The organism is Helicobacter apodemus, from assembly GCF_000765745.2.
Lineage (GTDB): Bacteria > Campylobacterota > Campylobacteria > Campylobacterales > Helicobacteraceae > Helicobacter_D > Helicobacter_D apodemus.
Genome location: NZ_JRPC02000021.1, coordinates 1 through 13,232 on the forward strand (window position 1 = coordinate 1; position 13,232 = coordinate 13,232).

Annotated in this window: 13 protein-coding genes; all 13 read left to right on the top strand. The window is 33.2% G+C overall.

Going from position 1 to position 13,232, the window contains the following annotated elements; all coding sequences use genetic code 11:
* Positions 1-144: 144 nt before the first annotated feature.
* The 13 genes from LS72_RS07900 (at position 145) to LS72_RS07960 (ending at position 13,226) form a co-directional block, all read left to right on the top strand.
* On the top strand, positions 145-432 hold the full coding sequence (locus tag LS72_RS07900; RefSeq protein ID WP_138155246.1) for a hypothetical protein: 288 nt from the start codon (positions 145-147) through the stop codon (positions 430-432).
* A gap of 135 nt (positions 433-567) precedes the next feature.
* Positions 568-2,505 carry a transglycosylase domain-containing protein gene (locus LS72_RS07905; protein ID WP_034555074.1) on the top strand — a complete coding sequence of 646 codons (1,938 nt, stop codon included), beginning with the start codon at positions 568-570 and terminating at the stop codon, positions 2,503-2,505.
* Positions 2,489-4,180 (top strand): ABC transporter ATP-binding protein, encoded by a 1,692-nt coding sequence (locus LS72_RS07910; protein ID WP_138155247.1) that lies wholly within the window; start codon positions 2,489-2,491, stop codon positions 4,178-4,180. The genes LS72_RS07905 and LS72_RS07910 overlap by 17 nt, the downstream gene beginning before the upstream one ends.
* Positions 4,181-4,250: 70 nt before the next feature.
* Positions 4,251-5,198, top strand: a complete 948-nt coding sequence (locus tag LS72_RS07915; RefSeq protein WP_034554648.1) for a chemotaxis protein — start codon at positions 4,251-4,253, stop codon at positions 5,196-5,198.
* Positions 5,199-5,392: 194 nt separating this feature from the next.
* The gene (napA, locus tag LS72_RS07920; RefSeq protein ID WP_034554649.1) at positions 5,393-8,173 is read left to right on the top strand and encodes a nitrate reductase catalytic subunit NapA; all 2,781 of its coding nucleotides are present in this window, start codon (positions 5,393-5,395) and stop codon (positions 8,171-8,173) included.
* 5 nt (positions 8,174-8,178) lie between these two features.
* Complete coding sequence (napG, locus tag LS72_RS07925; RefSeq protein ID WP_034554650.1) at positions 8,179-8,958, top strand: ferredoxin-type protein NapG; 780 nt, start codon at positions 8,179-8,181, stop codon at positions 8,956-8,958.
* Positions 8,942-9,769 carry a quinol dehydrogenase ferredoxin subunit NapH gene (gene napH / locus LS72_RS07930; protein ID WP_084590182.1) on the top strand — a complete coding sequence of 276 codons (828 nt, stop codon included), beginning with the start codon at positions 8,942-8,944 and terminating at the stop codon, positions 9,767-9,769. Before napG ends, napH begins: the two co-directional genes overlap by 17 nt.
* Positions 9,766-10,290, top strand: coding sequence for a nitrate reductase cytochrome c-type subunit (locus LS72_RS07935; RefSeq protein WP_034554652.1), 525 nt, complete (start codon positions 9,766-9,768; stop codon positions 10,288-10,290). The genes napH and LS72_RS07935 overlap by 4 nt, the downstream gene beginning before the upstream one ends.
* Positions 10,291-10,821 carry a 4Fe-4S binding protein gene (locus tag LS72_RS07940; protein WP_034554653.1) on the top strand — a complete coding sequence of 177 codons (531 nt, stop codon included), beginning with the start codon at positions 10,291-10,293 and terminating at the stop codon, positions 10,819-10,821.
* Positions 10,814-11,791: a WD40 repeat domain-containing protein gene (locus LS72_RS07945; RefSeq protein WP_138155248.1), complete on the top strand. Its 978-nt coding sequence runs from the start codon at positions 10,814-10,816 to the stop codon at positions 11,789-11,791. The genes LS72_RS07940 and LS72_RS07945 overlap by 8 nt, the downstream gene beginning before the upstream one ends.
* A gap of 9 nt (positions 11,792-11,800) precedes the next feature.
* Positions 11,801-12,178 (top strand): chaperone NapD, encoded by a 378-nt coding sequence (locus LS72_RS07950; protein ID WP_034553731.1) that lies wholly within the window; start codon positions 11,801-11,803, stop codon positions 12,176-12,178.
* A gap of 167 nt (positions 12,179-12,345) precedes the next feature.
* Positions 12,346-12,735 (top strand): NAD(P)H-quinone oxidoreductase subunit 3, encoded by a 390-nt coding sequence (locus LS72_RS07955; RefSeq protein ID WP_034553729.1) that lies wholly within the window; start codon positions 12,346-12,348, stop codon positions 12,733-12,735.
* The gene (locus LS72_RS07960; RefSeq protein WP_034553727.1) at positions 12,717-13,226 is read left to right on the top strand and encodes a NuoB/complex I 20 kDa subunit family protein; all 510 of its coding nucleotides are present in this window, start codon (positions 12,717-12,719) and stop codon (positions 13,224-13,226) included. Before LS72_RS07955 ends, LS72_RS07960 begins: the two co-directional genes overlap by 19 nt.
* The last annotated feature ends 6 nt before the right edge of the window (positions 13,227-13,232 follow it).

A 13,232-nucleotide genomic window follows, 5' to 3' on the forward strand; every position in this document is an offset into this window, starting at 1 on the left:
AAGAATCCTTTAAAATGAAAGTTAATAGAGAGATTAAGCATTAGTTTATTCATTAGAGATTCCTTAATCTTAAAATTAAGGTAGGCATTATAACAAAAAAGAGGGGCAAGTAATACCATTAAAAGAAGAACTTATACCCATAAGATGAATTTATTTAAAACTAAAACCTCTCTTTCTTTTTATAGTGATTGGAATAAACATTTTAAGACTTTAGTGTATGCAGGAGTAGATTGGACTATTAATCCTAATGTTGCTAATCCTAAAGGGAGATATTCTAATATAGGGTATTATGGAGGGGGAGAGAGTAAATTAGATAATTTAGAATATGCTTTAGGGACTACTTTAGTTATTCCTTTAAATGATGATTCTTGTAAAAAGTATTACTATAAAAGTATTACTATAAATATTAGATTATGGCATATTATAGTTTAGTGAAATTTATTTAAGAATCTTAGAGTGTTATTTAGTTGCAAATTTTAAAGAATCAATAGGCAATATTTTTTTAAAATTTTGTATGATAGAATTTTAAAGCGTTTTATATCTTAATTAGGATTTTTAGGTTTTTTAATGAGAATTTTTTTACGACTTTTAGGCGTTGTTGGGATTGTTGGAGTTCTTATTATTATCATTGTTGTTGGTCGTATTTATTCAGAAATTAGAGATGATACAGATAAAATCTTGCATTATAATCCTCCTATAGCTACACAAATTTTTGATAGAAAAGAACGTTTAATAGCTAATCTATTTGATAAAGAATTTCGTTTTTATGCAAACTTTGAAGAAATACCCCCTAGAATCATTGAAGCCTTATTAACCATTGAGGATACTTTGTTTTTTGAACATATTGGAGTTAATTTAGATGCTATCATGCGTGCTATGCTTAAGAATATCAAAAGTGCTCGTTATGCAGAGGGTGGAAGCACTATTACACAGCAACTTATTAAAAATATTGTTTTAACCCGAGATAAAACCATTGAAAGAAAGCTTAAAGAAATTCTTTTGGCTCTACGTTTAGAGACTCTTTTAAGCAAAGAAGAGATTTTGGAACGTTATTTAAATCATACTTATTTTGGACACGGATTTTATGGTATCAAAACAGCTTCAAAAGGATATTTTAGAAAAGATATGGATGAGCTTACTTTAAAAGAAATTGCTATGCTTGTCTCCCTCCCAAGAGCACCAAGTTTTTATGACCCAACCAAAAATTATGATTTTTCTTTAGCAAGGGCTAATAATGTTTTGCAAAGGATGAATGAATTAGGTTGGATTTCCCAAGAGGAATTAGAAGAATCTTTAGCCCAAGCTCCACAGGTTTATGATGATACTTTAACAAAGAATGTTGCTCCTTATGTGGTAGATGAAGTGCAAAGACAACTTAAGGAGATAACAAATTTAAAAAGTGGTGGTTATAAGATTTATTTAAATATTGATCTTGATTATCAAGAGATTGCTCAAGAATCCCTTTATTTTGGCTATGAACAGATATTGTCACGACATAAAGATAATAAAAGTTTGGAAGATAAGCTAAATGGAGCCTTTGTTGTTTTAGAAAGTCAAAGTGGGAAAATCCTTGCATTAGTAGGTGGTGTGGATTATAAGAAAAGTAATTTTAATCGTGCAACACAAAGTTCTAGACAAATTGGAAGTAGTGTTAAGCCTTTTTTGTATTTAAGTGCAATGGATTCTGGACTTTCTCAAAATTATGAAATACCTGATATTGCTAGGACTTATGATTATAGGGTTAATAATGAGAAAAAAAGATGGCAACCTAAGAATTATGGAAGCACTTTAAGAGGTTTTGTAACGCTCAAAGAAGCTTTGTCAAAATCCCTTAATTTAGCGACTATTAATTTAGTAGAAGAGGTGGGATTTGATAGGATTTATAATGAGTTAATGAAATATGGTTTTAAAAATATTCCAAAAGATTTAACGATTTCTTTAGGAAGTTTTGGCACATCCCCAATAGAAATGGCGAAAAATTTTATGGTTTTTTCTAATTATGGTGTAGTAGTTGAACCAAGATTAGTTGATAGGATTGTAGATGTTAGGGGGAATACAATATTTTTTAGTGAGGCGATAGAGACAGAGTTAGCAGATGCAAGACAGAGTTTTTTGGTGATGGATATTTTACGCAATAGTATCGAAAATGGAACAGGAAGACGTGCTAAAGTTGCAGGGATTGAAATAGCTGGAAAGACAGGAACGACTAATGATAATATTGATGCGTGGTTTTCTGGATTTTCACCTAGCATAGAGACAATTATATGGTATGGGAAAGATGATAATACCTCTATGGGGGATAGTGAGACAGGGGGAGTTGCTGCAGCCCCTGTATTTTCTTATTTTTTTAATAGGATTTTAGAAATTGATCCAGGATTGCAACGTAATTTTAATATCCCTGAAGGAGTAAGGAGTAGTGTTATTAATGGCGAGAAATATTTTTACACTGATAAAACACCTCTAAAACATAATCAAAGCATACAAAATAATGAAATTATTTTTTAAACGTTTTTATCCTTATATTAAGCAGTATAAATTATATTTTATTTATTCTATATTGGGGACTATTATGGTTGCCCTTGCTAGTAGTGCTAGTGCTTATCTTGTGAAACCTGTGCTTGATGATATTTTCATTAAAAGAGATCAAGCAATGCTTGTAATACTTCCCTTTTTGGTTGTTTTAGCTTATTTTACTAAAGGATTGGGTGCTTATATCCAAACTTATTTTATGAATTTTGTTGGGCAAGATATTACAAGACGTTTGAAAGATATTTTGTTACAAAAAATGCTAACTTTTGAAATGGAGTTTTTTAATCGTTATCGTAATGGCGAACTTTTTTCGCGGGTTACAAGTGATATTGGAGCGATTCAAGGTGCAGTTTCAAATTATTTTATTGAGGGAATTAGAGAGGGATTAACGATCATAGGGCTTGTTGCTGTTGTGATTTATCAAAGCCCCGAGTTAGCATTTTTTGGGTTGTTTATTATGCCTTTAGCCCTTTATCCTATTGTTTTAATCGCTAGAAAAATGCGTAAAACTTCTAAAAAAATGCAAGAGAAAAATGCGGATTTATCCGCAAAACTTATCGAAATTTTCAATAATATAGAGATTATTAAGGCTAATAATGGGAATAAAATAGAGCTTGATGAATTCTCTCACCAAAATAAAGAGCTTTTTAGGCTCTCTATGAAAACAGTGCGTATTTCTGAATTAACATCGCCTTTAATGGAGACTTTAGGGGCTATTGCTGTTGCGGGCGTGATTTTTATTGGTGGGCATAAAGTTATTGATGGAGAGATTACCACAGGAGCATTTTTTTCTTTTGTAACAGCCTTATTTATGCTTTATACTCCTTTAAAAAAAGTTAGCCACCTTTATGGGAAGATACAGATAGCTTTCGTGGCTGGAGATAGGATTTTTGAAATCTTAGATAGGAAAGAAAAAATACAAGATGGCGTTGAAGTTTTACAAAAGGGGATAAAGAGCATAGTTTTTGAAAGGGTAGATTTGTTTTATCAAGAAAAACAGGCTTTAAAGAATATTAATTTATGCATTAACGAGGGAGAGTGTATTGCTTTAGTTGGAAGTAGTGGAGGAGGGAAAAGCTCTTTAGTGAATTTGCTTTTGCGTCTTTATGATACAAGTAAAGGGAGGATTGTTATTAATGGAAAAGATATAAGAAGTTATACACAAGAATCTTTGCGGAGTAAAATTGCTATTGTTACCCAAAGGATTTTTATTTTTAATGATAGTATTGCAAAAAATATTGCTTATAATGTAGAAGTTGATGAGGATAAAGTAAAAAATGCTTTAAAACAAGCTAAGATTTGGGATTATGTCCAATCTCTCCCTCAAGGAATTTATAGTATTTTAGATGAATTTGGGACTAATTTAAGCGGTGGCCAAAGACAAAGGATAGCCATTGCAAGAGCATTGTATAAGAATCCTGAAATTTTAATTTTGGATGAAGCAACCAGTGCTTTAGATAGTAAAATAGAAGAAGAATTAAAAGAAACTTTGGCAAAGATTATCAAAAATAGGATTGTTATTATTATTGCGCATCGTCCTTCAACGATTGCTTTGGCTAATAAAGTTTATTTTTTTCAAAATGGCGAAATTACTAATAGTGGGAGTATGGAGGAAGTATTTGAAAAATCAAAAGCTTTTGGGGATGTATAAAAATATCTAAAGTATATCTAGTATAAAGTATGTTATAATGCAGAGAAATTCTCAAAAAGAGGAAATGATTATGTCTAATTTATCTAGCGTTGATCAAACCACGAATTTACATAGAAATAATGAGTTACAGCTTTTGTGCTTTAGGCTTGAAAAAGATAAGGATCTATATGCGGTTAATGTTTTTAAGATACGGGAGGTTGTTAAGTATCGTGGGGATGTTACGGTAATATCTCACGAAGGAAATTCTTTAGTGGAGGGATTAATCACTATTAGAGAACTTACTATTCCTTTAATAGATTTAAAGAAATGGTTTTATTATGATGCTAATAACGAATTTAAGAATCTTGAAAATTATGGTGTTAAGAGGGAAGAGGGTGAGGATGAAGTGGTTATGATTTGCGAGTTTTCTAGATGGACAGTGGGTGTTCGTATCTATGAGGCTGATAGGATTCTTAATAAAAAATGGACAGAAATTGAACAAAGTTCAGATACAGGCTTAAATACTAAATTAGTTAGTCGTACAAGATATTTTGATGGGAGCTTGGTTCAAGTAGTAGATATTGAGAGAATGCTTGTGGATGTGTTTCCTTGGGTTGAAGATGAAAAAAACGATCAAATTAACAGAGTTAAGCAAATTGTTAGTGATAAAGAAGTTCTTTTAGCCGATGATTCTTTAGCTGTTGTTAAAACTATGGAAAATATTTTGAATAAATTAGGTGTTAATTATAAAACTTTTTCAAATGGGCAAAAATTGCTAGATTATATCTTTGGTGGAGCAGATATTTCTAATATAGGCATTGTTATTACGGATTTAGAAATGCCAGAGGCAAGTGGTTTTGAAGTTATGAAGCAAATGAAAGGGGATTCTAGAACTTCTCATATACCTATTGTCGTAAATTCTTCTATGAGTGGTAGTAGTAATGAAGATATGGCACGTTCTTTAAATGCTGATGAATTTATTTCTAAATCCGACCCTATTCAAGTAGAGGATGCTTTAAGACGTTTAATGGTTAAATAAGTAAAACCTTATTTTGACCGCATAATTATGAAAAACTTTTCAAACTTCTTAACTTCGATAAATTCCTAAAAAACCGTAATACCAAAATGTATATATTGACTTAAATCAAATTTTAAGAATTCTTAAAGTGTTATAATTTTCTATAACATCAAAAATGATGTTGAATTTAAGACTTTATAGGGAGGCTTATAGTTATGAATAGAAGAGCATTTTTAAAAACTGCTGCAGCTGCTAGTGCTGCTAGTGCAGTTGGTATTGCTGTGCCTACTTCAAGTTTAGCAGCGGCTAAAGAAATTGAAAGTAATTGGAAGTGGGATAAAGCAGTTTGTAGATTTTGTGGAACGGGTTGTGGGATTATGGTGGCAACTAAAGATGAACAAATTGTTGCTGTTAAAGGAGATCCAGCGGCTCCTGTAAATAGAGGTTTAAATTGTATTAAGGGTTATTTTAATGCAAAAATTATGTATGGACAAGATAGGCTAACCCAACCTTTATTGCGTGTAAATTCTAAAGGTGAGTTTGACAAGAAAGGAAAGTTTAAGCCTGTAAGCTGGGAGAAAGCCTTTGATGTAATGGCGCAAAAATTTAAAGAAACTTATAAGGAGCTTGGACCTACAGGTATTGGCGTATTTGGCTCTGGGCAATATACAGTTCAAGAGGGTTATGCGGCAGTTAAGCTTGTTAAAGGTGGATTTAGAAGTAATAATATTGATCCTAATGCTAGACATTGTATGGCTAGTGCGGTTGTTGGGTTTATAGAAACTTTTGGTATTGATGAACCAGCGGGCTGTTATGATGATATTGAATTAACTGATACTATCGTAACTTGGGGAGCTAATATGGCGGAAATGCATCCAATTTTGTGGGCTAGAGTTACAGATAGGAAGCTATCTAATGCTGATAAAGTAAAGATTGTGAATCTTACGCCTTATTCTAATAGAACTTCGGATTTAGCAGATATTGAAATTGTGTTTGCCCCGCATACAGATTTGGCAATTTGGAATTATATCGCAAGAGAAATTGTTTATAATAATCCTAAAAGCATTGATTGGGGATTTGTTAAGAAAAATTGTATTTTTACAACAGGTTTTGCGGATATTGGCTATGGTATGCGAACAGATATTAAGCATTCTGATTATGATCCCAAAGAGCTTGATATTGCAGCTAAAGAAAAATCAAAAGTCCTTAGTGATAGAGAGGGGGTAACCCTGCAATATCTAGGAATGAAATCTGGCGATGTTATGGAAAATAAACATAATGCTCAAGCTGGGAATCATTGGGAAATCTCTTTTGAGGATTTTAAAAAGGCATTAGCACCTTATACATTAGATTTTGTCGCACAACTTGCTAAGGGGGATTCTGCTGAGAGTTTGGAGGATTTTAAAGCAAAGTTGAAACAACTTGCAAATTATTATACGCAACAAGATAGAAAAATCGTAAGTTTTTGGACTATGGGTATGAATCAGCATACAAGAGGAACTTGGGTTAATGAACAAGCTTATATGGTGCATATGCTTTTAGGCAAACAAGCAAAACCTGGGAGCGGTGCTTTTTCATTGACGGGGCAACCAAGTGCCTGTGGGACAGCAAGAGAAGTAGGGACATTCGCCCATAGATTACCTGCTGATATGATAGTGGGAAATAAAAAACATAGAGATATTACAGAGAAAATTTGGAAATTACCTTCAGGAACCATTAATCCAGCTATTGGAGCGCATTTTATGCAAATTATGCGTGATTTAGAGGATGGAAAGATTAAATGGGCGTGGGTTCAAGTCAATAATCCTTGGCAAAATACCGCTAATGCAAACCATTGGATAAAAGCTGCTAGAGAAATGGATAATTTTATCGTAGTCTCTGATGCTTATCCGGGTATTAGTGCAAAGGTGGCAGATTTGATTTTGCCCGTTGCGATGATTTATGAGAAATGGGGTGCTTATGGAAATGCTGAGAGAAGAACACAACATTGGAAACAGCAAGTATTACCCCAAGGTGATGCTATGAGTGATATTTGGCAAATGATGGAATTTTCTAAATATTTTACGCTAAAAGAAGTATGGGGTGAGCAAAGAATCAATGATAAATTAACACTCCCTAATGTGTTAGAGGCAGCCAAAGCTATGGGATATAATGAGGATACAACACTCTTTGAAGTGCTATTTGCTAATAAAGAGGCAAAAAGCTATTCCATCTCTGATAAAACATTAGAAAACACTCTAAATTCCGAAGTATTTGGTGATAAGCGAAATGTTATTGGAAGTGATGGGAAAGTTTTTGAAGGTTATGGATTCTTTATCCAAAAATACCTTTGGGAAGAATACCGCAAATTTGGTGTAGGGCATGGTCACGATTTAGCAGATTTTGATACTTATCATCGTGTAAGAGGCTTAAGGTGGCCAGTTGTTGATGGAAAAGAAACTCAATGGAGGTTTAACGCTAAATATGATTATTATGCCAGAAAACAAAATAATGGTGATTTTGCCTTTTATGGTGAATTGCAAAAATCCCTTCCTAGAGGAGACTTGCTAAGTCCAAAAACACAAGAAACCTATTCACTTAAAAATAAAGCAAAAATATTCTTTCGCCCTTATATGGACCCACCAGAAATGCCAAGTGAAGAATATCCTTTTTGGTTAAGCACAGGCAGGGTTTTAGAGCATTGGCATAGTGGGACTATGACAATGAGGGTTCCAGAGCTTTATCGTGCAGTGCCAGAGGCGTTATGTTATATGCATCCAAAAGATGGAGAGAAGCTAAGCATACAACAAAATGATCTTATCTGGGTTGAATCAAGACGCGGGAAGGTAAAAGCTAGGGTTGATATGCGTGGTAGAAATAGACCCCCTATGGGCTTAGTTTATGTGCCGTGGTTTGATGAGAAGGTTTATATTAATAAAGTCTGTCTTGATGCGACTTGTCCAATCTCTAAACAAACAGATTTTAAAAAATGTGCGGTTAAAATTTACAAGGCATAAACAATATGAGTGCAAATAATCCACGAAGAAAATTTCTATTAAATAGTGCTCAAGCTGTTGCATTAGCTTCTATTGGTGGATTAGTTTGGAGTGCTTTTTTAAAAGAAAGCAAAGCTAACCCCTTAATACTAAGACCACCAGGCGCTTTAGAGGAAAAAGAGTTTTTAAAGCATTGCATTAAGTGTGGCTTATGTGTAGAGGCTTGTCCTTTTGATACTTTAAAGCTTGCTAGTGCAGGAGATGGAATGCCTATTGGGACGCCTTATTTTAAACCAAGAGATATTCCTTGTGAGATGTGTCCTGATATTCCCTGTGTGCCTATTTGTCCTACAAAGGCTTTAGAGCCTAAGTTGGTTCAAGATGAAAATGGTTTATGGGAGATTAGGGATGCAAAAATGGGCGTGGCTATTGTTGATAAAGAACATTGCATTGCCTATTGGGGAATTCAATGTGATGCCTGTTATCGTGCTTGTCCTTTAATTGGTGAGGCAATTAAGCTAGAAGTAAAACGCAACGATAGAACGGGTAAGCATTCTTATCTTTTACCTGTTGTGGAAAGTGAAGTTTGCACGGGTTGTGGTAAATGCGAAAAGGCTTGTGTAACTGATAAGGCTTCTATTATTGTTTTGCCCCGAGAAATTGCATCAGGCAGTGTTGGGACAAATTATATTAAAGGTTGGGAAACCCAAGATGAAAATCGCTTGAAAAAGGCAAAAACGCGTAATTTACCAGAAATTCTTAATCCTTCAAAAGTGCAAGATTATTTAAATGGTGGAGAGATTTAAGATGAGGCAATACCAGTTTTTAATCTTAAGACGATTGGTTCAAGTAGGATTGCTTCTTTTGTATTTTTTAGGTAATTATGCAGGTTGGAAAATATTACAAGGCAATCTTAGTGGTTCTTTAGTTTTTGGTGTGATTCCCTTAAGTGATCCTTTTGCTATCTTACAACTCTTTTTTAGTGGGGCTATTGTAGGGAGTAATGCGTTAATAGGGGCTTTAATTGTTACATTATTCTATGGATTGCTAGTTGGGAGAGCTTATTGCTCTTATGTCTGCCCGATAAATTTAATTACAGATTTAGCCAATTATTTGCGTAGAATCTTAAAAGTTGGGAATTTAGGAAGTTTTGTATTTTTAAAAAGACAAATCCGCTATATCGTATTAGCCCTCTCTTTAATCCTTTCAAGTATTTTTGGATTAGCTGCTTTTGAAGCTATTAGTCCTATTTCTATGTTGCATAGAGGTTTGGTCTTTGGGATGGGATTAGGTGGCTTTTCTTTGCTAATAGTTTTTTTGCTAGATTTGTTTGTAACTAAAAATGCTTTTTGTGGGCATTTATGTCCGCTTGGGGCTTTTTATTCATTCATTGGTAGATTTGCGTTGTTGAGGGTTAAATATGACTTGGAATCTTGCACACATTGTATGGAATGCAAACATATCTGCCCAGAAAAACAGGTTTTAGGGCTTATTGGTAAAAATAGTGGAAATGTAATAAGTGGTGAATGTACACGTTGTGGAAGATGTATTGAGGTTTGTGGGGATAATGCCCTTACATTTAATCTTTTGAGTTTTGCAAAAAAGGAAAAACAATGAATTTTAAAAAAGTAGCAATGATGAGTATTGCGGTATTAGGAATTATTTTTTTAGGCTGTCAAGGTTTAAAGAGTTATTCAGAGGATGAATTAGGTTTAAGAAAAACTACTTTATTTAATGAAAATGCAACCATAGAGGCTTATGATTATAGTGGCAAGGTAGCAGGAGAATCAATGCTTATTGAGAGAGCTTTTGAAAATGCTCCGCCAATGATTCCACATAGCACAGAGGGTATGTTGCCTATTACAAAGGATAATAATGCTTGCACTTCTTGCCATTTACCTGATATTGCTGAAGCAGTAGGTGCTGTTTCTATGCCTAAATCACATTTTTATAATTTTAGGGATAATGTTGATTTACAAGGACAGATGGATGATTCCCGTTTTAATTGCGTGATTTGTCATACAACACAAGTCAATGCTCCAGCACTTGTTGGGAATAATTTTAAAGCAGATTTTCGTCAAGATAATGGAAATGTGCGTTCTAATCTCCTTGATGTTTTAAATGAGGGGTTAAAATAAATGCTTAATAGGAGGGAGTTTTTTCATTCTTTATTAAATTATGGGAAACAAAAAGATGAGAATCTTTTTGTTCTACCTCCTTATAACTTTAACCGCTCCCTTTTTTATAAATTTTGTCAAGAATGTCAAAAAGATTGTGTAGATGCTTGTAGCAGAGTTTGTAAAGAAGGAATTATCAAAAGCAATGGCAAATCTGTTTATGTAGATTTTAGGGTTGATGGCTGTAAATTGTGTGGAGAATGTGCCATTGTTTGTCCTAATGGAGTATTGGAGGTTGGAGAGGAGGGTTGGGAGAATAGGGCAAATTGGAATGTCGCTATTGTCATTGAGGAAAATTTATGTATAGCCCATCAAAAAACAATGTGTTATACTTGTAAGGATATTTGTCAAAGTGTATTGGGAATCTCTAATGCTATTGAATTTATTGGGCTTTTTTATCCTAAAATTAATCGAGAATGTATAGGTTGTGGAATGTGTATTAAAAGTTGTCCTACTAATGCTATAGGAATTAGGGAGAGAGAGAATGTATAGAGTTTTGTTTCTATTTATACCTATTTTTCTTTTTGCTAAGATAATAACCCCTAGTTATGAACTCAATATAAACCATAATATTATTTCTATGGAGTTGATAGAGGGACGATTATTTGTTGCCACAGATTTTGGTGAAGTTTTAGAAATAACTTTTGATGAATCTTTAAAAAATATTCAAGAACATAGTATTGTTAAACTTCCAGATATTCGTGGTTTTCTTGATGATTTTTATGCCCCTAAAGTTTTTTCTGTCGATCTTTATAAAGGAAAATATTTAATTAATAGTGAAGGTAGTGAAGGAACGAAAAATCTTTTTATTCTTGATGGGGAGCTAGTATTAATTTTTGGTGCGGAGAATTTTTTAAACATTAAAAAAGCCCTTTTTATCAATGAGGAACAGATATTTTTGGGCTTAGTAAGTAATGAGATATTGTTATATGATTTAAAGCATTCTAAAATCTTATACCGCAAACAACTCTCTGAAGCGAGATTTTCAGACTTTGTTTTAAGTGAAGATAGAAAATATTTCTTAAGCACTTCAGAATCGGGGATTTTATATTATGGTAAAACCCAAGATGGAGAGATTTTGCAAACTTTTGAAGAAGTTAATAAAGACAATGTTTATGAAGTAAAGATGAAAAAAGATTCTATGGGTAATAATATTATTATTACAGCTGGGCAAGATAGGAAAGTTGGAGTTTATTTCTTAGATTCCCAACAAAAGAGACAATTTTATATTAAGGAATCTGAATTTTTGGTGTATAGTGTAGGTCTTAATGAGAATGCTTCTAGGGGTGCTTATACTAAAAATGAGAATAGCGATATTATTGTTTTTGATATTAAGAGTAAAGAAGAAGTGGCTTATTTAAAGGGGCATACAAATTTGTTAAATAGCATTCTTTTTATTAATGATACAATTCTTGTAAGTTCTGAAGATGCACAGAGAATTTTGTTTTGGAAATTACCTTAAGGAGAGAGTATGGAAGATTTTAATGTATCTAGTGTTGTCGTTATGTGTCAGCCTGAGGATATAGATAGATTGTGGAGAGAGATGGGGCAAATAACTAATGTTGAATGCCATTATAAAGAGCAGAGCGGTAAAATTATTATTACTATTGAATCTGAAAATATTGACAATGAGATAAAAACACTTAAAAGGATAGAAGAAATTAAAGGGGTAATGTCAGCCCAAATGATTTATTCTTATCATAGCTCTGAATTGGAATCTATGCGGGATGATATACAAAAAGCTAATAGTATCCCCCAAATTTTACAAGATGATACATTACAAGCTCAAGATATTACTTATGCTGGGGATGTTGAAAGCTCTTTGGAGGCTATTTTAAAGCGAAAATAAATTATTAAATTACAAAATTACAAAACTAAAGGATGATTTCATCTTTATTTGGTATAGCTAGATGTAACTTTTGTCAAAAATTTTTTTAAAAATATTTTTTCTCTTTTGATTTTTAGGAAAACTTCGATAATATTTAATATAAAATTTTTAAGCATTGAGGAGAATTTATGTCTCATCTTGATTTGGCTCATCCTTATTTTGGTGTTTTTGTGATTTTTATTTTTACTTTTGTGGCATTTTTAGCTACTACTTTTTTATCAAGATTTATTGGTCAATCTCTTGCAAATAAAAATGCTCAAAAACTAAAATTAGCTCCTTATGAGTGCGGTTTGGCACCAACAAAGCAACCTAATAGAATTTCTTCACAATTTTATTTGATGGCTTTATTATTTATTTTATTTGATGTGGAAATTATTTTTATGTTTCCTTGGGCAGTGGATTTCAAGGTTTTAGGAGTTTTTGGCTTTATTGAAATGCTTTTATTTGTGTTTTTATTAGTAATAGGTTTTGTGTATGCTTGGAGAAAAGGAGCTTTACAATGGCAGAGCATGAAGTAAATTATTTTAAAAGTGCAGGATTACCTGTTGCTTTAACCAGTGTTGATAAACTAGTAAATTGGGGCAGAAGTAACTCACTTTGGGCTATGACTTATGGATTAGCCTGTTGTGCTATTGAGATGATGGCAACAGGTGCTAGTCGTTATGATTTTGATAGATTTGGGACAATTTTTAGGGCTTCACCTAGACAAAGTGATGTAATGATTGTTGCAGGAACGGTGACTAAAAAACATGCACAATTTGTAAGAAGACTTTATGATCAAATGCCAGAACCTAAATGGGTTATTTCTATGGGAAGCTGTGCAAATACGGGGGGAATGTTTAATACTTATGCCACGGTTCAAGGGGTTGATAGAATTATTCCTGTAGATATTTATCTTCCGGGCTGTTCCCCGCGTCCAGAAACCTTACAATATGCTTTGATGGTTTTACAACAAAAAATCAGAAAACAAAAAGCAGGTCGCAAATTAGCTCCTAAACGTCTTTTGTAAAGGTGA

Bases quoted from the DNA above. Each gene is read 5' to 3' on its own strand.
- LS72_RS07900 (WP_138155246.1), top strand. From the start codon at position 145: ATGAATTTATTTAAAACTAAAACCTCTCTTTCTTTTTATAGTGATTGG.
- LS72_RS07905 (WP_034555074.1), top strand. From the start codon at position 568: ATGAGAATTTTTTTACGACTTTTAGGCGTTGTTGGGATTGTTGGAGTT.
- LS72_RS07910 (WP_138155247.1), top strand. From the start codon at position 2,489: ATGAAATTATTTTTTAAACGTTTTTATCCTTATATTAAGCAGTATAAA.
- LS72_RS07915 (WP_034554648.1), top strand. From the start codon at position 4,251: ATGTCTAATTTATCTAGCGTTGATCAAACCACGAATTTACATAGAAAT.
- napA (WP_034554649.1), top strand. From the start codon at position 5,393: ATGAATAGAAGAGCATTTTTAAAAACTGCTGCAGCTGCTAGTGCTGCT.
- napG (WP_034554650.1), top strand. From the start codon at position 8,179: ATGAGTGCAAATAATCCACGAAGAAAATTTCTATTAAATAGTGCTCAA.
- napH (WP_084590182.1), top strand. From the start codon at position 8,942: ATGGTGGAGAGATTTAAGATGAGGCAATACCAGTTTTTAATCTTAAGA.
- LS72_RS07935 (WP_034554652.1), top strand. From the start codon at position 9,766: ATGAATTTTAAAAAAGTAGCAATGATGAGTATTGCGGTATTAGGAATT.
- LS72_RS07940 (WP_034554653.1), top strand. From the start codon at position 10,291: ATGCTTAATAGGAGGGAGTTTTTTCATTCTTTATTAAATTATGGGAAA.
- LS72_RS07945 (WP_138155248.1), top strand. From the start codon at position 10,814: ATGTATAGAGTTTTGTTTCTATTTATACCTATTTTTCTTTTTGCTAAG.
- LS72_RS07950 (WP_034553731.1), top strand. From the start codon at position 11,801: ATGGAAGATTTTAATGTATCTAGTGTTGTCGTTATGTGTCAGCCTGAG.
- LS72_RS07955 (WP_034553729.1), top strand. From the start codon at position 12,346: ATGTCTCATCTTGATTTGGCTCATCCTTATTTTGGTGTTTTTGTGATT.
- LS72_RS07960 (WP_034553727.1), top strand. From the start codon at position 12,717: ATGGCAGAGCATGAAGTAAATTATTTTAAAAGTGCAGGATTACCTGTT.